Origin of the sequence: Bradyrhizobium sp. 195 (genome assembly GCF_023101665.1) — a bacterium.
GTDB lineage: Bacteria > Pseudomonadota > Alphaproteobacteria > Rhizobiales > Xanthobacteraceae > Bradyrhizobium.
Window position 1 is genome coordinate 7,613,068 of the sequence record NZ_CP082161.1, and the last position, 23,133, is coordinate 7,636,200.

Genomic DNA, 23,133 nt, shown 5'->3' on the forward strand with positions numbered 1-23,133 from the left:
CGTGAGTTAACAATGACATCACGAGCCTGCGGCGGACATGACGATCTCCCCTCCAGCCAGGATTTTCCAGAGCGCCGGTCGTTAGCGAACCTTGTCCGCCAATTGCGGCCAGTTCAGGCGGCAATCGCGCGATCCGCTTCGAATCCGAAGGCCTGAGGCATCGCGATAGCATCGCCTTCGAAATTCCGAGCGATCTCAACCGCGATCAGGCTGTCGCCATCGAACGCAGGACTGAGCTCCAGGGTCAAATAGTCGAACAGGGCTCGCTCATGTACCGCGACGATCAGCTGCCGACCCATTCCTTTTGCGAGAGTACGCAGGAGGGCCGCGAACTGCGCAATATGAACGTCGTCCATTGACTGGACGGGGTCATCCAGAACGAGCCAAGGCATGCGCGACGGCACAGAGAGGTGGAGGGCGAGAAACAGAGTCAGCGCCGCCGTATTGAGGTTGCCTTGGCTCAGCATTGCGCCTGGCGACCCGGACACTTTGCCGGAGCGGTGAAGTGTCTCAAGCACGGCTTCAACCTTGCCACCGTCTCCGCTGGGTAACTTGAAGGCCGGCACAAATTGTTCGGAGGGTGCTAGGCGGACGAACAGGTCCCGCCAAATCTTATTGAGCGAAGTGTTGAAGACCTTTTTGACAATGGCGGACCGCACTTTATCCGCCGTGTTGGCAACGCCTTTCGCGTGTTCGCGGCCGGCGCTAACCTGAGTTTCCGCCGCCTCAACGATCGAAAACCGCTGGACCGCCGTGTCGCGCTGCCTCTTAAGGTCCGCAATCTGCCCCACGTCTTTGGCGTAGAGATCGAGTTCTGATAGCGCGCGGATTCTGTGTGACACCGCGGTCTGCGCAGCTTCCACCTTGCTAGAAAGCGTTCGCTCGGCGTCTGCCATGGCGGACTCAATGCTGTCAAAGCTGCTTGGCGACCGACCAGTCAATCCCGTCACAAGTGCTTCAATGTCTGGGAGAAGTGAGGTGGAGATCTCATCACGCCGACGCGCAAGGGCGAGCGTCTCCCGCGCAGCCGCCGCATCTACCATTAGCGCCGTGCCGGCCACTGCAACGGCTCTGAGCGCATCTAGGCGCTGCGCGGCGCCGCGCATTTGAACAGCGCGCACGGGGAATTGCGCATTATCTTCGTCCGAGAGCCTCCCGCCGGCTGCCGCGAGCAAATCCCGCTGGGCGACCGCGAGGCGATTACTCTCCTCGGCGCGCTCTGTTGCCAGCGACTGCAGCCGGCCGGCTTCACTCGTCAGCGACGCAATTTTGGCCGCGATATGTGCCGATAACGGACCCGCATCTTTTTCCGTAAAGTCCCGTTCGCAGACTGGGCACGTCTCGCCCGCGATGTGAGGGGCTACGCCCGCCAGTGCACTCGCGAGCGACCTGGCGTCATCCACACCCGACGCCAGTGCCTGACTCAACTCCGCTATCCGGGTCGTTGACCGCTGTATCGTCGTGTTAAGATTGTTGACGCGCTCTGCCGCCTCAATATTGCCCCTAACCAGCGTCTCACAGCGGCTCGCCTCCGCATCTGCGCGCCGTGCAGCCATAGCGCGGCTCTTTTCGGGGCCGTCATCAATCCCCGGAATGTCAGAAAAAATGACCTGTAGTGTACTGATGATCGCCATGAGATCGCGACCGTCACCCGCACGCCATGCGTCCACCGCCGCGAAAGCTGCCTGCTCGGCGCGCTCCTTTGTAGCTAGGTCATGGCTGAGGTCGGCTGACGGCAGTGTCCTCCACCGTTCCATCACCGAACGCAGGTCCGAGCGGACGCCGCTTAACTCCGTCAGGTCACGCTCAGCATCACGAGCGACCTCTAACGCGGCCCGAACGACCCCGACGTCTGAGGTTTCGCTGACGACTAGGGCATCCCCTGATCGCAGCCCCGAAAGAGTTGCATTCAGAACGGCAAGTCGATCGGCGGATGACCGGGTGACCGTCTCGATCGACCGCTCATAACCTGAAATCTCCACGCGCAGCGCTGTCTGCAGCGTCTCAAGGCGTCGATACTCCGGCACGAGATTTCGCACCCGAGCGACGTTAAAAGCGGGATAGAGTCCGTCGACGAGCGCATCCAATGGATCTAGTCCGAGCAACTCTTTCACGAACTGGGTAAGTGGCGACGTCGTATCAGTTTTGTTGTCGTCATATAGCTCGAGCAATCGCCCAAGTGTCGCTTGCGGCAAATAACAGCGCTCCGCGAAAAATTTCGCGTCTTCGGCGTCGAGAAGCGGTGTAGGCGTAAACGCGGTATTCGAAAAATCAAGCGATCCGCCCAATCGTGCGCCATCGCGATAGGATGCGGTGGTCGTTAGCTGAACCGATCCGCCAGGCGTATCAAGTGTTGTTAGGTAGGATTGATAGCCGTCACCGTCTTCGGCGAGATGCTTGATCCTCCCCGTGAGCGCTAGCTCAAGGGCCGACAAGACACTGGTCTTGCCCATTCCATTGGTACCGTGGACGAGGACGACCTGGGCGTCGAGCGGAATGACGACCTTCCCCCGCAAGCTTCGGAAGTTCTCGATCACCAGTGTCTTTAAACGAGGCTGCATCAGTCGTCCTCTTCGTCTTCTGCGAGCGCAGCTTTGACCGAAGCGCTGATCGATTCTACTAGCGCGGCTTCAACCGCAACCTTGCCGTGGGTCGCGGCGGCAAGGAGATTCTCAACCAAGGGGTCACCGGCCTTGGCGGCCAAAACGCGCCGAAGGTCCCCTTCCCAGTCCAACAGCGTATCCGCCGCCTGCGGCCGAGCCAGAGGCAACAACACCGAAAGCCAGTCGCGCACCGCGTCTGTCGCTTTGGGACCAGTAGGCGCCCCCACGGGCAGCACGCGGCAGACCCGACCAATCGATTGTATGGTGTCCGCCGACGCTTGGCCCGATGTCAGGACAGCGGTTACCGGCCGCTTGGAGTGCATCACATCGAGCGCTCGCGTCAGCGCTAACACCTTGCGGATCACCCCATCATCGTCGGTATCCCCCTTAAGTTCAATCACGATGACCAGATCGTTCGCGCGCTCGCCGGCTACGAGCGCTGAGGTGAACTCAAATGACAAGGAGCCGACCTTTAGGGGTCGAGGCAGTTCGCGATAGCCGCCTTCCTGCACAAGAATCTCGACGACGCTCTCACTGGTGGTCATAAGCCAACCTCATCTCGGAAGGCTTCTCGCAAGCCGGCGAGGCTCGGGGCGCCCGCCAGCATTGGCCCGAAGGCAATCAGCCGCGGTGCGATCTTGCCACTTCTCAGCCGCGAACGGGGATTGCGTTGTTGCCGTTCGGTAACCCGCCTTGAGCAGATCACAACGACATCGTCATCGTCTTCGTCGAATGCACCACACTCCATCAAGCTGGTAATATTATCGTCGTTTGCGGCGAAGAAAATCCGTGCCTCTGCCGTCGCTGAAGATACCCGCAATGCGGCCGATCGGATTTCAGCGGGATCGTCGACGCCCGGAGCCCAAGCGGTTGCCTCGCACTCAAGCCCGATGAGTCCCATTGCAGCGGCAGCTTCACGCTGCCCCGTGCTGGCGAGGCCCAGCTTACCCTTCATAAGGTGCGCGGGCTGCTCATCGACTGGGAAATAAGCAGCAAGACCCGCCGGGCTTGAACCGTTCTGCAGCTGGTGCCGTGCTCGCGCCAATCCGCCCGCTAATCCTTTCGCGAACAGGAGCCGGTCATCGTCGGCGCCCTGAGCCGCACGATCGCGCAAATGCGTCAAGCCATGCGCGATCCTCGCATGCCCGTTGTCACCAAGACCCGGTGCGACGATGTCACTGGCCAGTATTTTCGCCTTGGTAGTAAGCACGTTCAGCAACAAAGCCAGCAGCAGCGGCTTTGCATAAGCCTGCAAGCATGCCGACTTCCAGATCGCTTCGCGGTTGGCTTCATATTCCTTACCATAGGCGACGCTCAGGAGATCTTTTTGATCGTCACCAAGCTCATTTGCTGAAAAGACGATGGGCGCGGGCTCATCTTTCCAGTTCCAGCCCTTGTGCGCATTCACCTGACCAAACAAATTTTTGATGTTTTCGTCCTGCGCCGACAAGCCAATCATGAGCGTGCGCGCGCGCTGGATCAGCGCTTCAAGCTGGTCGCGAGTAATCTTGAACGTGTCGTTTCCCATCCAGCTCGTGATCTGTGCGGAACGAGCAACTAAGAGCGGTCGGTATTTGCCCTCATCTTCGATCGCTCGAAGTGCGCAGCCGTGAAATTTGTACAATTTGGCCGCCGCGGCCGCACCGCGCAGATCGTCGCCTGTAACAGTGACGCGGTAGAAGGTATCGGAATGGCCCAGAGCCTTCATCGCCCCCTCGAGCAGGCCGTCCCAGTTTGCGGTGGCGAGTTCGGTGACAGTGCCTTCGAGCGCAAGCATCCCGATTGCCAAATGCTCCGCATCGGGATTCTGATTTGAGAATGTATTCCTAAAATCGACGCCAACCCATAGAAGATAGTCAAGACTTTCCGCGGGTATCTCGACTGATAGAACCTTTGAGTATTGGTTCCAGAGTCGGCCCAATAAAGCTTTGCGGCAGGCCCAAGTTGCCACGGGCTTAGCCAAATCAATTTCCTTGCGCTCATCGGCGGAAGGCGATGCCATTCCAAGGATTTTCTCTAGCGCCTTACCGTAAGGGCACGCGGGATCAGCGGTGGTATGTGTCCTTAGAAAATCAATCAGCTTCTCCAGAACCCCATCGAGCCCAACAACTCGCTCACGGGAGATCCCCGACCCAAGCCAGAAAGCATAGCCGCCTTGGGCAATGCTATCGCTCAAGCCCTGGAAAGCCCCGTCCAGCAGATCTAGAGTTTCTTTGACCGTGATGGTCCCAGCCGTCGGCAATCGGTGTCTCCCCCCTTATTCACGCCGATGCCAACGGCTTCAACGCACGCAGAGATACACAGTCTGCGAATCCCTCTCAACCTTGGCAGAACGGCGTCGAAACATAAAGCCCGCTCGACAAAGCAGCGATAAATACAGCAGCTTCCACAAGTAGTATTCGAGCGCTCTCCGTGAGATGACAGGCTGTCATTGCAGGCAGCGCAGCCAAAACAAAAGATAGGCGAATGACGTGTCACTAATGCACGACGTCGATTTGACCGACGAAGAAGTTGCCTTGGCGCATCGCCAGGGCTCGGCCGCCCGCGACGAATTCAGTGAGACACTCGAGACCCTTACCGAGGAGGTCAGCTCGGTCGACGCTTTGGAAATCCTTGCGCGGGCCGGCTTCTCCTTAATTATGCGGGGTCCGGATCGGATCAAGCAGATCGGTACAAAGGGTCTCGAACTATTCCATATCGAGCTCGTTCAGGCACTAGCCCTTGCACGTCCCCGTGGTGTGCCCAATGATGAAGACGACTATCCCGCAGTCACACAGCGCGTGATCGACCTGATCGAACGCAATGGGCAGGCCTACCGCGGTAAGGCAAAGTGCAAAACAACCAACGATTTCCGCGCAAACCAACAGCGTGAAATGCTCGCCCTGATCCAGAGCTGGACGCTGGCAGTTCGGGGAACACGGCGCGGCTATCAGACCCAGGACTATGCGGAAGGCCTTGCCAGCGCGGTAAACGCATCGTTTCGCCACCATTTTGGATGCGATGCTAGCGCCGTGGTCGCGATGCTGTCATCGATCATGGAAAGATCGGAGTTCCGTCTCCAGGCGCATATCGGCCACCTTCGCTCGTGGGCTCAGAAGAAGTCTGGGACTGCTATGATCGAGGCCTACGTGAAAAGCTTGGAGCCCGAAGCCGCGGCAAGGGTCACAGCGGAAACTGTGCCGTGGCACCGTGACAAACGCCGCCTGCATGCTCACTTCTGGAATTTGAGTGAGCAAAGACTTCGAGAGGCCTTCACTTTCCCCCTAGACGAACTGGTCGCCGACGCACCGGCTGAGCAGCGTTCCGCATTGAAAGAGGTTGTGACATCCGCGCTTATGCTCCGCTTCGGAGATGTCACAGAGGCGTTCTGCAACACCTCCACCTCAGCAACCCGGTCCGCCTGAAGCCGTTCATTGAGATCAATGCACACAAGGTATTCTGCAGCGGTCCGCAGATTGTCGGGACGCATCTTGCTGAAATCCTTGAAGCGCTCTGCGCTACAAAGCCCAACCTTAAAAAGCTTGCGGAGAAGGCAAGAGCGGATTGGCTCGAGGCGCGCCTAAGTGCCGTGATCCGACAGTTTCTGCCGAGTGCGGAGGTACGTGACGCCGTTAAATGGAGCGAAGACGGGGGTCAAAATTGGTGGGAGTCGGATATCGTTGCGGTGATCGATAAGACGATGCTTATTTTCGAGGCAAAGTCCGCAAAGATCAGCGCGCCGGCAAGCCGCGGCGCAATCGGGAGTCTAAAGGAGGTTCTTCAAGAACTCGTCGTAGCGCCCTCCGAGCAATCACTCCGGTTGAAGAAACACGTAAATAATGCAAGCGGACCGATCGAGTTTGAAACCAAACAAGGGTCATGGGTTGTAAACGCCGGTGAGGTGCGGGAAGTGATCCGCATCAACATTCTTCAGGATGCGGTTGGTCCCCTTTCTTCGCATTGGCCGCAGCTAAAAAAGGTCGGTCTTATTCCGGTCGACAAGGACATCGCTCCGTCCATGTCCGTGTTCGACTTGGAGAGTGTGTTCGAAACCTTGTCTCTTGAGATCGAACGTTGTCACTATCTGAGCCGCAGGGTCGAACTCGAGCAGAATGCGAATTATCGCGCCGACGAATTGGATTTGCTCGCGATCTACGTAGAGACGCAATTCAATCTCGGGGAAGATGAGTTCGATGGCGCGCGCCAAGAATGGTACGGACGATCGCTTCGCCTCACGCCACTGTACTCCGAGAAACGGATGCAGCAGCTTTCAAAGCCCCCAATCAAACGCACACCTTTCTGGGAAGAGCTTCTCCGCTCGCTGGAGAGACGGCGCCCATCAGGCTGGACCAGATTTGGCCATCGTCTCCTCAACGTGAACGGCAAAGGTCAGCGGATGATCGAGCGGTTCATGCAAAAAGGGCTGCGGGAAGTGAAACGCCGCCCCGACTTTTTCTTCACTACGGGACTCACGCAGGGGGCATCTGCGCGACTGCAAACCATCTCTGTCATGGTGGGTGCGCCAAATTCGTCAGAGCAATTCGAGGCTAATCTCCGATACGCAGCGAACAGCGCCTTCGAGCAAGGCGGCCGGGATGACATGCTCGCGCTTTATTGGTTCGTACCACGAACAGATGAACCATATGACTTCATAGGAATCTTGCGGCGTGAGGGACGGGCTACCTTTCCGCGGAGGTAGCCTTGGTGTTCTTCCCGATCTACCCCAACGACGCATCGATAATCTCATGCCCAGGACGGCATTGCCAGATAGAGGAATGTCGATAGATTGGAAATTCCTGAAACTTCTTAGGTTTAACTTACCTAGACGTATTTCTCCCTCAGGAATCGTAGGCCTTTATTATCGTGGTATTTCCGAAGATCGAGACCTTGGGCAATCATCGAGACTCGGTCGAACAATAGCGTAAAGTATCCAGATGATTACTCGCGCCACCCACATCGTCGACGGTCTGCTAGCTTTGCGCAGCGCCCGCGCCGCAGCCGCCATGAGTGGCGCCATCGGCCGCGAAATCCTGACGCTTCCCCTTCTCGCCAGTCGTCTTGTCGGCGGATTTACGACGCCCGCGGGGACCGACGTGCTTTACTCAGCGATTCAGGCGGCACTTGCCGCTGGCGGGTTTCAGGATGTTAGCGACATTGCAGGTTTGCCGGGCATGCCACGGGCGGTTCTTCAATCGCTCGATTCGGTTTGGCGGACGGACTTGGACTTAGCCTCACTCGCCCACGAAGCAGCGCGGTTCCACGACCTTGCCATGATTGAGGCGCGTATCCGCAAGAGCATACCGGCCACCCATCTGCTGCCGCGTGACCTTCGCGACGCCGCCGTCAGACGCGCCCGTCGCGCGCGCGCCCTGCTGGGACCGATCACACTTGCCGGAATCGTGGAAGTTGATCCGGTTTGGCGCCCGCTTCTCATTGCGGTTGCGGAAGTCACCGAGCTGTCGTGGGACATGCCGGAGGGTATCGAGCAGCCCTGGTTCGGTGGCGCGACCCGAAAGAGCGCAACCCTTGGCCCCGCTCACACCTCCTCCGAAGCGAGCGCCGATCTGAAGTCAGAGGTCATAGAGGCCCTGAGATGGGCTAGGCGGCTGTTATCGACGGGCGAGGTCAAGGCGCAGGACATCGCTATCGCAGCGACCTCGACGCAAGACTGGGACGACGACTTTCTTGCCTATGCGAGAAGTGCGGCACTGCCGGTCCATTTTTCTCATGGCGTTCCGGCACTGAGCACACCGGACGGTCAAACCTGTGCTGCCCTCGCGGATGTCCTTGGCAATGGTCTCACCCAGGAGCGCGTCTGGCGCCTGATCCGACGCCTTCCGGCGCGGCCGTTCGCCAGCTCACTTCCCGAGGACTGGTTCGCTGGGATTCGGAGAGGGGCAGCTTTACGAACGCTTGATCTATGGCGCGAGGCGCTGACCGCCGCCAGGCCCCAGCGGGCTGCGGCCGAACTCGCCGAGCAAATTCTTCTGCCAATCCTCGAGCTCCTTGCCCGAGGACCAGATGCTGGGAGCGAAGCCGGCACGCGGCTATTGAGCGGTGCCAGTCTGACGATGTGGGAAGAGGCGTTGCGAAGCGCCCCGCCGCACGCAATTGCACTGTCGCTGCAATCTTTACGCGTCGCAGATCAGCGCGAACCGGCCAACAGCGTTGTTTGGTGTCCGGCATCACAGTTGGTGTCGTGCCCGCGACCGTTCACACGTCTGCTCGGCTTCACCAGCCGATCCTGGCCACGTGCGGATCATGACGACCCGCTCATCCCGCATCATATGCTCGAGCGCCGTAAGCTGCATCCGGTCAGCACCGCCGAGCGAGATCGCCTTCATTTCGAAATCATCAGGGCGCAGACGCGCGAGCAACTTGTCTTGTCGCGTGCGCAGCGGAACGCCAGAGGCGGCCAGCTATCTCCAAGCACCTTATGGCCGGGCGACTCAGTCATTCACAAACGTGACCGCGTGCCAGAACACGCCTTCAGCGAAGCCGACAGGCTGCTGGCGCGCGCCCGCGACGCCGGGCAGCTCGCTCATGTGCGGCAGGCTCAGCTCTGCTGGCGTAATTGGCAGTGGCGTGCGGATCTCACGGCACATGACGGATTGTCGAACGCCAATCACCCAGCAATCGAGGCGGCCTTGGCGCGGGTCCAGTCGACAACCTCATTGCAGCGCTTGCTGCGTGACCCACTCGGATTTGTTTGGCGATACGCATTGGGCTGGCGCTCGGCGCGACAAGAGCCCGAACCGCTGCAGCTCAATCCAACGTCGTTCGGCGAGCTCGTGCACGAGTTGATCAGCGATGCGATCACGGCGCTCGAACCCGCGCCAGGATTTGCGCGCGCGAGCGCAGATGAAATCGAGGCGGCGATCGAAGAAGCTTCAGCGGCCGTCCTTACCGCATGGCCGTTGCAACGGTCCGTCCCGCCGTCGATCCTCTGGCGCCATACCGTGAAGGAAGCGGCGCGCAGAACAGCAAAGGGCCTCGCCTCCGACGATCCAGTGCGATCCGACACGAGAAGCTGGACGGAGGTGCCCTTCGGCCAAATCAATCCGGTAGCGGAACAAGTGCCATGGAACGCAACGTTCGCGGTTCCCATCAAGCCAACCGGCTTGGTCTTCGGCGGTCGGATGGACCGCCTGGATATTCGCGCGACCGGCGACGCCGCGCGGATCACGGACTACAAGAGCATCAAGCCACCTCCAAAAACCCACCGCATCACGCTCGGACAAGGGCGCGAGTTGCAGCGCGTGCTTTACGCAATTGCAGTCAGGACCCTGCTACCTGAGGTGAGAACAGTGGTCGCACGTCTGATTTATCTGGCGGATGGCCCGGCAACCTTCGAGCTCAAGGGGGACGAACTCGATGACGCGATCACGCACGCCACGGGCTACCTCTCGGCGGCGACAATAATCTTGCGCAGCGGACGGATTGCGCCCCGCTGGGAGAAAGACGCCTTCTATGACGACATGCGTCTTGCGCTTCCAGCAGATCGCGAAAGCTATCTCCGGCGCAAAGCCTCCGAATTCCGCGCGGCTAACCAGCAGCTCAACAAGCTCTGGAGCGCCTCGACATGACGCTCGTCGATCAGGACAATCGTTGCCGGGCGATGACAGACTTCGCTTCCATTCTGCTTGTGGAGGCAGCCGCAGGAACCGGAAAAACATCGCTCATGGCAGGGCGCGTGGCGATGATGCTTGCCGCAGGTCATCACCCCGGTGAAATCGCCGCGATCACCTTTACCGAATTAGCGGCAAGCCAACTCGCCGCGCGTATCAACGAGACTGTCGACGTCCTGCTGGCGGGAGAGGTTCCCGCTTTCCTGAAGGCAGTCATCCCGCTGGGCCTCTCCGAATTGCAGCGAAGCGCGCTTGTCATTGCATCGACGCAACTCGACGAGTTGACCGCGACGACCATCCACGGTTTCTGTCAGGCGATCATTCGCAGCCATGGCGTCGAAGCCGGCCTCGATCCTGGCGCTCGCATCGCCGATGCAACCGTCGCTGACAATTTGTTTATGGCAGAATTATCAGCGTGGTTCTCACGCCAGCTCGCGATTGACGCCTCACAGGACGATCCGATCGTCGTCTTGGCGGAGCAAATTCCGCTCCAAGTGGTCGAACTCGTCCGCGAACTTGCAATGCTGCGGCGAGAGCACCCCGATGCTCAGCCGATCTCTCCTCCCCAAGACTTGCGGCCCGACATCGACTTCGTCCAGGCGGTCGACGACTTCGAGCGATGGAGCGCAACCGTCGGGGACGAAGGGTGGACGCGAGAAATCGCACAGGAACTCGGGAGGCTGGCGACGCGCTACCAAGGCTGCTTCACGGGCGATCCGGATTTCCGCTCGCTGTGGCAACTTTGCGATCCAGGGTCCGGCCGGTTGTTTGGACGGAAGGGATTGCAGCTCAAGACTTATGGCGAGGCCGCCCGCGGTTTTGGCGCCCACACGAATGATGTTGGCAACGATTCAGGGCGAGCGCTGTTCGAAGCGGTCAACGACGCGTGGAGCCAGCTCATTGGCCACACCGCGAGCACGCTCGTCTGTTCGCTATCAGGCTCGCTTGACCAACTCCTGGAGAGCTATCGCGCCCGCAAGCGCGCTGCAGCAATATTGGATTTCGACGATCTGATAGTTCACGTTCAGTCCCTCGTGCGATCACACGAAGAGGTGCGTCAGGCAGTTGGGCGGCGCTATCGGTATATTCTGGTCGACGAATTTCAGGATACGGACCGCATTCAAAGTGAGATTCTGTTCTCGATTGCTGCGACCGCCGAACGCCCGACGCATTGGGAGGCCGCGCGGCTGCGCGCCGGAGCGCTTTTCCTCGTCGGCGATCCGAAGCAGGCGATCTATCGCTTTCGCGGTGCCGATATCGAAGCCTATGAGCTTTGCAGCAGGCTGATCCAAGGCCAGAATGGCGGAGCAGTCATCGAAGTCACTGCCAACTTCCGATCGCTTAGCCCGATCATCCATCACGTCAATGCATGCTTCGAACCGGTTTTTGCGAAGCCTTCGCAGCCCCGATATGTCGCTCTTGCTCCAACACTGTCTGACGTGTCGCAGCCCCTGCCCTGCGTAGCACGTTCCACGATCGAGATCCCGACCGCCGAGCGCATTTACGCGGAGATGTTTCGGGAAGCCGAAGCCGAAAGGGTCGCGGATATCTGCGCAGCGTTGATCGGAAACCTACCAATTCTGCGGGCCGACAACACGCACACGCCCCTGAAGGCCGGTGACATCGCGCTTCTATCACCCGGTCATACGGAGCTCTGGCGTTATGAACGAGCCCTCGAACAGCGGGGCCTCGCGGTTTCATCGCAAGCTGGCCAGACCTTAATGCGACGGCAGGAAACGCAGGATGTCCTGGCACTTGTGAGGGTGCTGGCAGATTCGTCGGATACGTTCGCCTTCGGCGCTTTCATGCGCGGTCCGCTGGTTGGGCTGAGCGAGCAGGAGCTGCTCGACATTACTACAGCCCTCTCCGCAGATGGGACGGCTCAGGCCTTCTTTACTGTGCGCACAGATCCCGACTTGGTGCAGCATCCGCTGGCCAAGGAAATTCTCATACTGCTGCAGAGCCTGCGGCGCAAAGCGGCCCTTGTCACCCCGAGCCTGATCCTCGCTGAGGCCATTGAGCGCCTGAACGCCCGCGTCATCATCGCGGCGCGGCATGGCAACCGGAACGCGCGGGCCCTCGCCAACCTAGATGCGCTGATCGAGAAAGCGCGCAGCTACGGGGTTGCCGGCCTGCGCGCATTCGTCCGCGATCTCCAATCTGACTGGGAGCGCAAGGCCAGAGCACCGGAGGGACGCATCGACGCCGCGGAGCATGCGGTCGAGATTGTCACAATCCACAGTGCAAAAGGGTTGGAATGGCCAGTGGTCATTCCGATCAATTCGACGACCGAGCTCTATCGGCCGGAACAGTTCGTTCATAGGCAATCCGACAACAGCCTGCATTGGATGATCGGTGGCGTCGCGCCCCCGGGGCTGGCTGCGGCGCGCGCGGCAGAAAGCCTCGAGGATGCAAATCAGCGCGAGAGAATCTGGTACGTGGCGAGCACACGGGCGCGAAACCTTCTCATCCTTCCTCATATCCCCCAGGCGTCAAAGGATTCGTGGTTCAGCTCCGTGAATCTTCGTCAGCTTGAAGTCCCAGAGCTGGATCTTTCTTCATTCATGCTATTGGCAAACCGTTCGGGCGCCTCTCAACCGAATGAACAGTCGGCTGAAATTTTTGCAACGGAACAGCGTTCCGTCGAGGAGAGTTCGCCGCCTCTGGTCTGGCGTCGACCGAGCGAACATGACGGTGATCGTCTTGGCGACTCTCTCGACGGAGTAATCGCCTTAGAGAGCCAGGCGGAGCGTTTCGAAATTGCAGGCGCTGGCGCTCGCCGCGGCGTGATCCTGCATAAGCTTATGGAGGAACTCCTGACGGGCGAGCTCGCGGATGAACTGGCGGCGAGCGTCGCGCGCGCCCGCTTCCTGCTCGATCAGCTAACGCCTAGCGCAGAGGATGATCGAACGCGGCCAGATCCCAACGAAATGGCGGCGGCTGCGCTTCGTGCGTTTGCTTTGCCCGAAATTTCTAAACTGCGGCCTCATCTCGTACCTGAGATTCCGGTCTGGGCGATTGATGGGCACGTTCTTGTCGCGGGGCGCGCCGATGCTTTGGCCAGAAGTGGACCCCGGAGCGGGGACCATGGATCGCCAAAGTTAAGGTGTGATCCGGCCTGCCTTGTCGTTCAAATCAAGCAGCTTTCTTCTGCTGCTGTTGCGTCTGCTGTGGGTATGTGGGCAACGCGTTTGCGTTGTCCAAGCGAAGCGGCATATCCACAGTCCTCGCCGCCTCGATCCTGTCGATGCCGGCACGCCATGCCGCCATCGGAAACTGGTTATTCATCGCCTGGTGCGGGCGGCGATGATTGTAAAAGCTCATCCATGATCCGATGCCATCTCGCGCTTCGCGTCCGTCGGCATAGGCTTTCAGATGCACTTCCTCGTACTTGATCGAGCGCCACAGCCGTTCGATGAAAATATTGTCCATGAAACGACCGCGTCCGTCCATCGAAATCGCAATGCCTACAGCCTCAAGCCTGCCGGTGAAGGCTGAGCTGGTGAACTGCGCGCCCTGATCCGTGTTGAATATTTTAGGCCGGCCGTGCCGCGCCAGCGCTTCGTCGAGCGCGGCGATGCAAAAGCCCGTATCCATCGTGTTCGACAGACGCCACGCCAGTACCGCCCGGGTAGCCCAGTCGATGATCGCCACCAGATACAGGAATCCCTGCGCCATCGGAATGTAGGTGATGTCGCTGGCCCAGACGTGATTGGGCTCGGTGATGCCGACGCCGCGCAAAAGATATGGATAGATCTTGTGGCCGGGCGCTGCCTTGCTGGTGCCGGGACGCGGGACCAGCGCCTCGATTCCCATCACGCGCATCAGCCTTTGCATGCGCTTGCGGTTGATGCCGTAGCCTGCCTGGTTGAGTTCGAACACCATTCGTCGCGAGCCGTAGAACGGCCACTTCAGATGCAATTCGTCGATCCGTCGCATCATGGCCAGATCGTCGGAGCTGGTCACCGGCTCGGAGCGATAGACGCCCGAACGCGCCAGATTCAGCAGCTCACATTGCCGCCGAACCGACAAATTCTCGCCAGGGCGCTCGACCATCGCCCTGCGCTCGGGGACGGTCATCGCCCGGGCCTCTTGGCCAAGAAATCCCTTTCAACCGTCAACTGGCCAATCTTCGTATATAGCTTCGCCGTCTCACGCTCATGCTCCTCCTCGCCATCTCCCAAAGCCGTCGCGCCACGCACGAACAGGCTCGCCAAATTGTCGAGGACTTGCTTCTTCCAGCCGTAGATCTGGTTCGGGTGAACGCCGTGCCGCTTCGCCAGTTCAGGCACCGTCGCGACCTCGCGCAGGGCCTCCAGGGCAATCTTGGCCTTGAATGCGGCATCGAACTTCTTGCGTGATTTCGTCATATCCGTGCTCCGTCGGTTCAAACAGAGCAGGACGCTTCACACCTTAACGTTTGGTCCTATTTCCGGGGTCCACTTCAGCCATCAGCGACCAGGGTGTCGACGCCGCAATTGACTGGAAATCGGATGTCAAACCGACACTCGCCGTTCGCAAGGCACACGCGCAACAGCTGCTCGACTATCTGTCGGCGACCCATGCCAATCGAGGCGCGGTTGTCTACCTCACCAGCGGAGAGATTGTCTGGGTCGGAAATGAAACCGACAAGTAACTGATGCCGCAGCCCACGGTCGCCGAGCACGAACGCCTCGGCCGGCGCAGCGTAGACGTTGGAGGTTGCATGACCGACAAAGTACCTAAGTGGTGCGGCTTTGCGCCCTCAAAGCCCAGAGGTGCTCCAGCGTGCACCATGGTGATCCCTCGTGCCAAGCGGGACTGAACGGCGAGCCAGTCGTTTGGTGGCGAGGCCGCTCCTAATCCCTATTCCATGCCCTCACGGCATGATGCCCGCAATGCAGGAGCTTTCCTGCTTCGGGGGAGTCCTACCGCCCACTGGGTGGTGGCCCGTCTTCCTAAAGTTCGGGAAATGGGTGCGCTACGCCGTCAATGACGTCGACGCCTTGGCGGAAGTTGCCGCAGCGTGACGACGGCCTCGCCGGAGCCGCGGCGCATCCTTCCCGTTGACCGGACATAGCTTAGAAGCTATATAGATGACTTGGGACGTCGTATTTCACGATGCCTTTGAGGCGGAGTTTCTTGCCTTTGAGCCGTCCAAGCAGGACTCCTTGCTGGCCGTCGCCAAGCTGCTTGCCGACTACGGCCCGCAGCTCGGCCGGCCATATGCAGATACGCTCAAAGGCTCGAAGCACACCAACATGAAGGAGCTTTGTTTCGAGGCGTCGAATGGCGGGTGGCGCGCCGCTTTCGCATTCGACCCCGAGAGGAAGGCGATCGTGCTTGTAGCCGGAGACAAATCTGGAGGCGGTCAGAAACGCTTCTACAAGCGGCTTCTCGCAAAAGCGGATTCACGGTTTTCCGCACATCTGGAGAGCCTGAATGCCGGAAGGAAGGGAAGATAGAATGGGCCGTAGCCTAAACCAGATTATCGCCGACTTGCCCCCCGAACGGCAGAAGGGGATCGAAGCTCGCTATCAGGAGGTAAAGCAGGAGGTCGAAGGTCTGCGTGAGCTCCGCCAGCTTGCAGGGAAGGCCCAGGCCGACATCGCCACGGCGCTTAACATCAAACAGCCCTCGGTGTCCAAGATCGAGAAACAAGCCGATATGTATCTCTCTACGTTGCGCAGCTATGTCGAGGCAGTCGGCGGAAAATTGGAACTTGTCGTCAAGCTGCCGAGCCGCGCACTCCGTCTACAACATCTCGGCGATGTCGGGGCTTCGCCGGACGATGCTCCTCGGACCAGGCGCAAGGCCTGAAACATGAGCGGCACGGCAACCAGTATTAAGTCCAAGCTGACGGTGATCGAGACTGTGTACCCTCCGATCTCCAATCAGGAGGCGGTTTGGATGCAGAGCGACCCCGCGGTCGAGGCGCTTCTGCGGCAGAGCGACTTCTACATGATCGCGGCACGTGCTGAGGCGCGGTATCAGGACATTGTTATCGACCCGGACACCCACGAGATCACGTTCACGTTCGTCGTCGGCGATAGCTTCGCTGATGATGTGAAGCTGCGCCTCAAAGACTTGCCGGGCGTGTCCGCTGCCCAAATCAACTCTTATCTGGTTGAGGCGGGCGAAAAAATGATACGGGTCTGGGATGGTCCGATTGGCGAAGAGGGATCTAACCTTCTCGAATGGTTCACGACCGAGAAGCTTCTTTGGGACCGCTCCAGAGGCAGAGCTGGAATTGAGGGCTTCGAACGCTATCGCGAAGCGGCGACGTATGACCTTCTTTATGTCGGCATCGCCAAGGTGGGCGACAGCTTCGATCGTCTGATCCGCCACGGCCACAAAGCTCGCATGGAGATACTCTCCAACGAACCACAACGATATCCCGGGGCACGCGTCACCGACGAAATCTACCTGTTCATGTTCAATGTACAGCCTTTGATCATGACGACGTTCGAGCTGGACCACGACTTTGAGGGCGAAGATTTCAGCGGCGCCTACGATCAGAAACGGATCGTCGCCGACGCCGAGAAGGCGTTCGTCAGCCTTCTGAAACCGCAATACAACATCGTGAAGTTCGCCAATTATCCGAAGGGTGCAGACGGGCTCTACGGCTCGGACTATGTCCGATACGGCTATGTCATTGGCGAAAACGTAGCGTTCAACACCGCGCATGGTCGCATGAGAGGAGGACGAAACGCTCTCGCCGGGTTCATCTCCAATGACGCCGACTGCATCTTCATCGAGGGCGACGCCGTGACGCTTTACGTCTCCGGGGTCGATTATCCGGCCGAAAGCCCGGCGAACGTCGCGGGCGCCTCAAAAGGAAATTGAGCGCTGACCGCGAAGCGCTAATTGGTCGTCCGTGAACAAGGCTCTAAGCGATTGAGCAGGAGTCAGTTTTTTAGTTGCGGCGGCATTTGAGATTGCAGGGATTGGGGGCTTGAGGCCCCCAAACCTTGCAATTTTCATTTGTGGATTCCCTTTCGCTGCGGACCATGATTCTGTGGTGCATTGGAGGGGCCGATGCGACCGAAGAAGCACAGGACGACGGGATCGAACGATCTGTTCCGGGCGCGGCTGGACCAGATCATCAACATGAAGCAGGAGCTGGTTCAGCTCGCCGGCAAGATCGATTGGGACTGGATCGACGGCGAGGTCGCGCCGCTCTACAGTGTCAATCGGCGTTCGACTGGGACCCCCTAGCGGCATCCAAAAGGGACCCCTTTGATCGGCGTGCTCTGCTGGTAGCGCTCGGGTCGTCGGAGCTGGTCGGGGTTGCGGAGACGGCGCGAGCGCGGGTTGTTTGAACATCGTCGCGGCTTTTGAATCGCCAGCTGTCGTTGCCGGTTTCGACGATGTCGCAGTGATGGGTCAATCGGTCGAGTAGCGCGGTGGTCATTTTGGCATCGCCGAACACGCTCGGCCATTCGCCGAACGCAAGATTGGTGGTGACAATGATGGAGGTGCGCTCGTACAGCCGGCTGATGAGATGGAACAGGAGCTGACCGCCGGATTGCGCGAACGGCAGATAGCCCAGCTCGTCGAGAACGATGAAGTCCATGCGGGTCAGATGCTCGGCGAGCCGTCCCTGCCGACCGTTGCGGGTCTCGGTCTCGAGCCGGTTGACGAGGTCGACGACGTTGTAGAAGCGTCCTCTGGCGCCATCGCGGATGCAACTTCTGGCGATGGCAATGGCGAGGTGTGTTTTGCCTGTACCGGTGCCGCCAACCAGCACGACGTTGCGTTGTTGGGCGATGAAGCCGCCGCCAGCGAGATCATTGACGAGAGTTTGATTGATCGGCGTGCCGTCGAACTGGAAGTCGGCGATGTCCTTGGCGAGCGGCAGCTTGGCAATGGTGAGCTGGTATTTGATCGACCTGGCTTGCTTCTCGTTGATCTCGGCGTTGAGCAGGTCTCCGACAATGCGCTGAGGTTCGTGCTGGCGCTTGACGGCAGTTGCCATGATCTCGTCGAAGGCGGCCTTCATGCCGTAGAGCTTGAGTTCGCCCATAAGATCGAAGATTTGGGTTCGTTCCATCAGATGGTCCTCCGGAGGTTGTCGTAGCGAGCACAATCGGCGATCGGTGCATGACGGAGCGTCAGTGCGGCCGGCGTCATGATGTTTGCCGGTGGGGCGGGTTCACGTTGACGGGCCAGGATATTGAGAACGACATCGGCGGAATGGACGCTGTGACTGAGCGCTTCGGCACAGGCCGCTTCCACCGCAGACAGACCGTCAGTCAGCACCGCGTTGAGGATGTCGACCATCTGCCGATTGCCATCGTCGGTGCTGGCCAACTTGCGCCGGATCCGCTCGATCGCGGCCGGCAGCACCCAGTCTTTGAAGGGAGCACCGTTGCGCAAGGCGCCGGGTTTGCGGGCGAGCACCGGCACATAATGCCAGGGGTCGTAGACGGTATCGCCGCGGCCAAAGGATCGCGGGTGCTCGGCAACGATACGTCCATCCTGACGGATCACGATGCGATCGGCATAGGCCTGGACCTCGACCGGTCGTCCGACTGCGCTGGCTGCGACCGAGTACTTGTTGTTGTCGAAGCGCACCAGGCAGGTCTTCGAGACCGATGCCGTCACCGCATGGAAGCCGTCGAAGCGGCCGGCATAGGGAACGAGTTTGGGGCGTTCGGCTTCGAACACGTCCCAGATCGTCTGATCGGCCAGCTCCGGATGGCGATGAGCCTTGGCGTAGGCGATGCACTTGTCGAGCAGCCAGGCGTTTAACTCGTCGAGGTTTTTGAACCGCAGCCGCGGCGTGAAGAAGCGTTCCCGGACCAGCCCGACCTGGTTCTCGACCTGCCCCTTCTCCCAGCCCGACGCTGGCGTACAGGCGACCGGATCGACCAGATAGTGGCTGCACATCTGCAGGAAGCGGCGATTGTAGAGACGGCCTTTACCGACGAAGATCGTCTCTACGGCGGTCTTCATGTTGTCGTAGATGCCGCGGGTGCAGGTGCCTTTGAACAGGGCGAACGCCCGGTCGTGGGCGTCGAACACCATCTCCTGCGTCTCCCTCGGATAGGCCCGCACGAACAGCATGCGGCTGTGACAGAGCCGGACATGAGCAGCCTTCACCATCACCGTGGTGCCGCTCAGCAGGACGACCTCGTGGCTCCAGTCGAACTGGTACGCTTCGCCTGGTGCAAAGCTCAGCGGGACATAAGCGGCTGCGGTCGATTGCCCGCGTTCCTTGCTCCACCGCCGTGCGTATCGACGAACCGCATCATAGCCGCCGGCATAACCCAGGCCGCGAAGCTCTTCGAATAGCCGGATCAGCGTCAGCCGTTCCCGTACTGCCTTGCTCTCATTCCCTGCCAGCAACCGGTCAAGCTCGGCACTCCAGGCACCGATCTTCGGGAGCGGCTGCGTCTCGCGCTCATACCGGAACTCCGTGGCTTGAGAACGAATGACCTTGCGAACCACCTTCCGCGATACGCCAAGTTCTCGGCAGATCGCCTTGATCGGACGACCATCAACAAAGTAGGCGCGACGGATCTTACCAATCGTCTCCACCACCAGCATCCCAACCTCGGCTTCCATGACTCGATGGAAGCCACTGTGGACCCTTATCCCGGGGTCCCGATTGGGCTCTGACGCATATTCGATGATCGTGATTGTTTTTATGGCGCGCCAATCAGCCTAGCCTGAAGGAGATCGAGCTTAGCGCGCCCGTACATTTGCCGTTTGACCAGCTTGAGCTTGGTGATCTGAGCTTCCACTTGGCCATTGGACCATGGTTGCGTGATAGCCGCGTGCACCGCGCCCTTATCGTTGGCAATGCCATTCGCGAACGAGGCAATGAGGCTCCGCTTGGAGTCATCAATCCAAGGTTCGAGCTCCATCTCGGCCTTCTTTCGGATCATCGCGTGGAAGCGGCCAACGAGAGCTTGGGCATCGGCCAGCATAGGAACGTTTTGTTCGATGACCGCAAGCGTGACGGTCTCGGCTTTGGTTAGGTGGTCGCGCTTCGTCGTCATCAGCTGCGCTATCGTCCTGGCGGCGGGGACCTTCTGCAATTGTTGATGGCTGATGGTCTCGGCACGCCGCCGTCGCGTCGCCCATTCCGCCACCACGCGCAGCGATCCCTTGAAGCCTTGTCCCTTCAAGCGGCGCCAGAGCTCGGCACCGTTGCGACAGCCGCCTGACCACTGCGCGTCCAGGAACGGCAGATGCCCGTCCAGGGTGCTTTGACGGGTGCGGAACATATCCGTACCGCCGCCGCGGCTAATTTGGCGAACCAGATTGCGACTATGTCCTGTGCGGCGGACGATCTCCTTGAGCGACACACCGTCGCTGACGAGAGCCGTAATTACGGCATGGCTGTCCTGCCGCCGCAAATAGCCCTGATAGCGCAGCTTTTCCGCACAGGTCAGCAATTCCGGGTTGATCGTCGTCGCTCCAATTGCGGTTCGGATTCTGTTCATGGAGCGGCGCACCGCATCAAGGAAGGCCGCGCTCGCATTTTCCATCAGATGCCAGCGGTCGGCGACTTGGATGGCGTTCGGCAGCGCCTTGGCTGCTGCCTCGCCGTATCCACCACCGCGATCTCGCGACACAATGTTGATCGCTGGGTGCTTCGATAGCCACGCCCGAACGGTCGCAGTTTCCCGGTCGGGCAGCAAGGCAACTATCCGCCGACGCTCCAAATCGCATACGATCGTCCCGTACCGACGGTTTCTCCGGAACGCCCAGTCATCGATGCCCACAACAAGCAATGGATCTGTCGGCATCGCCGTCCGCCGGCGGACCACCCGCAGCAAGGTATCGTTGCTGACGGGCAGCATGAGCCGCTTGGCGAAGCTTGCCGCCGGCCGGCCGCCGAGCGCCAACCCCAAGTGATGGACGATGTATTCCAGCCGTGCCGTTCGGCGCCGTCGAAGTGGGACGAGGTCTTCTCCGAACCGCTCCGCGAAGATCCGCCGGCGGCAATGCGGCACCTCACATGTGAAGCGCCGCGTGAGCAATCGGAGGCGCACCCTTCTGCCCGCTGACGGCAAATCAGCCACGTGCCGGATGTATCGGCTATGGATTCGGCGCGACGCTGTCGCGCACAAAGGGCATTGGGCCTCCGCAGCCTCTGACCGAACAGCCAGAATAACCGAATCCATTGAGTCACTTACACCATCAAACACCAAACCACTCGGTACTAGCGATGAGATTTGAAAGCCCGTCCGCATGGCGCTGATTCTCCGTTTGAGAACCACAGTCGCCCGGCAAACTTCATCGGAAATGAGTCAGACCGCCGATTGGATGCCGATCACCCCGAAAACGGGGTCCTTATTCCATGCCGAAACACACCTTCCACGACTAGCGGCGCGAATGTCGGCTGCGATACCTCGCGCGGCGGCAACATGCCTCGCTGTCGAAACCGCCGCCGCCAATCGTAGATTTGCCAGCGCGTCGCTCCGTGCTTGCGCGCCACCTCGGACACCTGGGCACCGGGTAACAGACTCTCGGCGACGATCCGAGCTCTCTCAGCTTCCGAACGTACGCGGCGCCCCGATGGTCCTTCAAGAACCTCCAGCCGGCTCACCGATCCCCTCGTTGAGCCGTCCAAATGGACGTCCTTTTTGCTGTCCAATCCCATCCGAAACCTCCGTCCAAGCCGGAGGCTTCTTTCGCACGTTCATTCGAATTCTGAAGCAAGGGTATCGGCTTCGCGCTTACGTTCTTCCTCGAGCCTGACGACGCGCTCCGTGAGCTGACGATTCTCCACCTGCAGCGCAGCAATGCGCGCCAACAGCGCTTCGACACTCGGTTCGCCGGTTCGATTCATCGGATTCTTGAATCTGAACCGTACCGACGCGTCAACCGCTCAACTCGAGAGCTCAGCCGGCAACCTGATATTGCCGCACCGGATGGCGGACCATCGCATCGATATCGATGCCGTCAAGGATCCAGTGCAATTGCTCGGTCGTCAGCGTGACGACCGCCTCCTGGCGGCGCGGCCATCGGAACTTGTCCTCGGTCAGCCGCTTCAGGACCAGCACAAAGCCGGACCGGTCGAAGAACAGCAACTTCAACCGGTCGCAACGGCGATTGCAGAACGCAAAAACCGCCGGAGCGAACGGATCGAGCGCCATCGTCTCCTGGACCAGAACCGCAAGGCTGTTGATGCCAGCCCGGAAGTCGATCGGCTCACGGTGCAGATAGACCTGCAGGTCACCGCCCAGTCTGAACATGGCCCAGGGCTCCGATGATCGCCGTCAATGCATCCACATCGCCGCATTCCAGCGCGACCTTCACGCCGTTCGGCAGCGACGCGCTCACTTTGGCCGGAGAACAAAAAGCTGTAGTCCCCTTGGGTTCCGACCCGCGCACTTCATCGCAAGCCGCCGGCAAACCCACCATCGCCACGCTGCTCCCCCGCGACAGGGCGCGATCGGAAGCCCCCTCAAGTTGAACCGGGATGAACGCCGATGGGGAAGACCGCGGGAGAGACCTGGTCGCGGTGTGCTTCTTGATCCATTTCCGGAGCAGGTTCGCGTTGACCCCGTGTTCGAGCGCAAGTCTCGATACCGAAACGCCAGGCTCAAGACAACTCGCGACAAGACGCTCCTTCGATGCCGCCTCGTAGCGCCGGCGACCGTTCCGACCAACAAGCCTGACCCGCAGTTTCTGATCATCGTCTGCCATCACAAGGTGTCCACCTAATTTGGTGGACACCTCATGCATCAGAGCACTCAAAAGCAAAAGGTGCCGGGAAATTCGCGCTTACTGCCATTCTCCTCCTCGAGCTGCTTTAACCGTCGCATCTCGTTCGGCAGCAGCCCGTCATACTTCTTCTTCCAATTGAAGTAGGTCGCCCGGCTGATCCCGGCCCTGCGGCAGATCTCCGCCACCGCACCCCCGTCGCTGCCCTGCTTCAGGATGAACGCCTTCTGGGCGTCCGAAAACTTCGAGGCCTTCATCGT

General features: G+C 59.8%; 15 protein-coding genes and 5 pseudogenes. 8 read left to right on the forward strand and 12 right to left on the reverse strand.

Going from position 1 to position 23,133, the window contains the following annotated elements:
- Positions 1-113 precede the first annotated feature (113 nt).
- Genes IVB26_RS35460 through IVB26_RS35470 form a run of 3 tightly spaced genes read right to left on the reverse strand, consistent with a single transcriptional unit; the run spans position 114 to position 4,845 of the window.
- Entirely contained in the window at positions 114-2,561 is a 2,448-nt protein-coding gene (locus IVB26_RS35460; protein ID WP_247969565.1) for an AAA family ATPase, read from the reverse strand.
- Positions 2,561-3,148, reverse strand: coding sequence for a hypothetical protein (locus IVB26_RS35465; protein WP_247969566.1), 588 nt, complete (start codon positions 3,146-3,148; stop codon positions 2,561-2,563). Before IVB26_RS35465 ends, IVB26_RS35460 begins: the two co-directional genes overlap by 1 nt.
- The gene (locus tag IVB26_RS35470; protein ID WP_247969567.1) at positions 3,145-4,845 is read right to left on the reverse strand and encodes an SIR2 family protein; all 1,701 of its coding nucleotides are present in this window, start codon (positions 4,843-4,845) and stop codon (positions 3,145-3,147) included. The genes IVB26_RS35465 and IVB26_RS35470 overlap by 4 nt, the downstream gene beginning before the upstream one ends.
- A 238-nt stretch (positions 4,846-5,083) precedes the next feature.
- Here IVB26_RS35470 and IVB26_RS35475 point away from each other — a divergent pair, with 238 nt between their 5' ends.
- The 4 genes and pseudogenes from IVB26_RS35475 to IVB26_RS35490 form a co-directional block, all read left to right on the forward strand.
- Positions 5,084-6,007, forward strand: coding sequence for a hypothetical protein (locus tag IVB26_RS35475; protein WP_247969568.1), 924 nt, complete (start codon positions 5,084-5,086; stop codon positions 6,005-6,007).
- Between the two features lie 260 nt (positions 6,008-6,267).
- A complete protein-coding gene (locus IVB26_RS35480) occupies positions 6,268-7,281 on the forward strand; it encodes a hypothetical protein (RefSeq protein WP_247969569.1) in 1,014 nt (337 codons plus the stop codon).
- Positions 7,282-7,516: 235 nt separating this feature from the next.
- A complete protein-coding gene (locus tag IVB26_RS35485) occupies positions 7,517-10,168 on the forward strand; it encodes a PD-(D/E)XK nuclease family protein (RefSeq protein WP_247969570.1) in 2,652 nt (883 codons plus the stop codon).
- 32 nt (positions 10,169-10,200) lie between these two features.
- Positions 10,201-12,624: pseudogene (locus tag IVB26_RS35490) on the forward strand (UvrD-helicase domain-containing protein); the annotation flags it as partial.
- Positions 12,625-13,468: 844 nt separating this feature from the next.
- On the opposite strand, the pseudogene IVB26_RS35495 reads toward IVB26_RS35490, so the two are convergent.
- Positions 13,469-14,580: pseudogene (locus tag IVB26_RS35495) on the reverse strand (IS3 family transposase); the annotation flags it as partial.
- Between the two features lie 780 nt (positions 14,581-15,360).
- Here IVB26_RS35495 and IVB26_RS35500 point away from each other — a divergent pair.
- The 4 genes and pseudogenes from IVB26_RS35500 to IVB26_RS35515 all read left to right on the forward strand — a co-directional run.
- Positions 15,361-15,654, forward strand: coding sequence for a type II toxin-antitoxin system RelE/ParE family toxin (locus tag IVB26_RS35500; protein ID WP_346732845.1), 294 nt, complete (start codon positions 15,361-15,363; stop codon positions 15,652-15,654).
- Complete coding sequence (locus IVB26_RS35505; RefSeq protein WP_458309299.1) at positions 15,632-16,009, forward strand: XRE family transcriptional regulator; 378 nt, start codon at positions 15,632-15,634, stop codon at positions 16,007-16,009. Before IVB26_RS35500 ends, IVB26_RS35505 begins: the two co-directional genes overlap by 23 nt.
- 3 nt (positions 16,010-16,012) lie before the next feature.
- The gene (locus IVB26_RS35510; RefSeq protein ID WP_247969571.1) at positions 16,013-17,035 is read left to right on the forward strand and encodes a hypothetical protein; all 1,023 of its coding nucleotides are present in this window, start codon (positions 16,013-16,015) and stop codon (positions 17,033-17,035) included.
- Between the two features lie 192 nt (positions 17,036-17,227).
- Positions 17,228-17,389, forward strand: a pseudogene (locus tag IVB26_RS35515) (IS5/IS1182 family transposase); the annotation flags it as partial.
- Here IVB26_RS35515 and istB read toward each other — a convergent pair.
- From istB to IVB26_RS35555, 8 genes and pseudogenes are all read right to left on the reverse strand, one after another.
- A complete protein-coding gene (gene istB / locus IVB26_RS35520) occupies positions 17,379-18,242 on the reverse strand; it encodes an IS21-like element helper ATPase IstB (RefSeq protein WP_346732846.1) in 864 nt (287 codons plus the stop codon). The pseudogene IVB26_RS35515 and the gene istB sit on opposite strands and share 11 nt — an antisense overlap.
- Positions 18,243-18,250: 8 nt before the next feature.
- A pseudogene (istA, locus tag IVB26_RS35525) lies at positions 18,251-19,741 on the reverse strand (IS21 family transposase); the annotation flags it as partial.
- Between the two features lie 98 nt (positions 19,742-19,839).
- Positions 19,840-21,396, reverse strand: a complete 1,557-nt coding sequence (locus IVB26_RS35530; RefSeq protein ID WP_247969572.1) for an ISL3 family transposase — start codon at positions 21,394-21,396, stop codon at positions 19,840-19,842.
- Between the two features lie 80 nt (positions 21,397-21,476).
- Complete coding sequence (locus tag IVB26_RS35535) at positions 21,477-21,806, reverse strand: transposase (protein ID WP_247969573.1); 330 nt, start codon at positions 21,804-21,806, stop codon at positions 21,477-21,479.
- Between the two features lie 39 nt (positions 21,807-21,845).
- Entirely contained in the window at positions 21,846-21,995 is a 150-nt protein-coding gene (locus IVB26_RS35540) for a hypothetical protein (RefSeq protein ID WP_247969574.1), read from the reverse strand.
- A 52-nt stretch (positions 21,996-22,047) separates the two neighbouring features.
- The gene (tnpB, locus tag IVB26_RS35545) at positions 22,048-22,401 is read right to left on the reverse strand and encodes an IS66 family insertion sequence element accessory protein TnpB (RefSeq protein ID WP_247371481.1); all 354 of its coding nucleotides are present in this window, start codon (positions 22,399-22,401) and stop codon (positions 22,048-22,050) included.
- Positions 22,382-22,855: an IS66-like element accessory protein TnpA gene (gene tnpA / locus IVB26_RS35550; RefSeq protein ID WP_247371484.1), complete on the reverse strand. Its 474-nt coding sequence runs from the start codon at positions 22,853-22,855 to the stop codon at positions 22,382-22,384. The genes tnpB and tnpA overlap by 20 nt, the downstream gene beginning before the upstream one ends.
- A gap of 86 nt (positions 22,856-22,941) precedes the next feature.
- Positions 22,942-23,130: pseudogene (locus IVB26_RS35555) on the reverse strand (transposase); the annotation flags it as partial.
- Positions 23,131-23,133: the final 3 nt, after the last annotated feature.

Bases quoted from the DNA above. Each gene is read 5' to 3' on its own strand.
- IVB26_RS35475 (WP_247969568.1), top strand. From the start codon at position 5,084: ATGCACGACGTCGATTTGACCGACGAAGAAGTTGCCTTGGCGCATCGC.
- IVB26_RS35485 (WP_247969570.1), top strand. From the start codon at position 7,517: ATGATTACTCGCGCCACCCACATCGTCGACGGTCTGCTAGCTTTGCGC.
- IVB26_RS35540 (WP_247969574.1), bottom strand. From the start codon at position 21,995: ATGAATCGAACCGGCGAACCGAGTGTCGAAGCGCTGTTGGCGCGCATT.
- IVB26_RS35505 (WP_458309299.1), top strand. From the start codon at position 15,632: ATGCCGGAAGGAAGGGAAGATAGAATGGGCCGTAGCCTAAACCAGATT.
- tnpA (WP_247371484.1), bottom strand. From the start codon at position 22,855: ATGGCAGACGATGATCAGAAACTGCGGGTCAGGCTTGTTGGTCGGAAC.
- istB (WP_346732846.1), bottom strand. From the start codon at position 18,242: ATGGAACGAACCCAAATCTTCGATCTTATGGGCGAACTCAAGCTCTAC.
- IVB26_RS35510 (WP_247969571.1), top strand. From the start codon at position 16,013: ATGAGCGGCACGGCAACCAGTATTAAGTCCAAGCTGACGGTGATCGAG.
- IVB26_RS35535 (WP_247969573.1), bottom strand. From the start codon at position 21,806: ATGGGATTGGACAGCAAAAAGGACGTCCATTTGGACGGCTCAACGAGG.
- IVB26_RS35460 (WP_247969565.1), bottom strand. From the start codon at position 2,561: ATGCAGCCTCGTTTAAAGACACTGGTGATCGAGAACTTCCGAAGCTTG.
- IVB26_RS35530 (WP_247969572.1), bottom strand. From the start codon at position 21,396: ATGCGGACGGGCTTTCAAATCTCATCGCTAGTACCGAGTGGTTTGGTG.
- IVB26_RS35465 (WP_247969566.1), bottom strand. From the start codon at position 3,148: ATGACCACCAGTGAGAGCGTCGTCGAGATTCTTGTGCAGGAAGGCGGC.
- tnpB (WP_247371481.1), bottom strand. From the start codon at position 22,401: ATGTTCAGACTGGGCGGTGACCTGCAGGTCTATCTGCACCGTGAGCCG.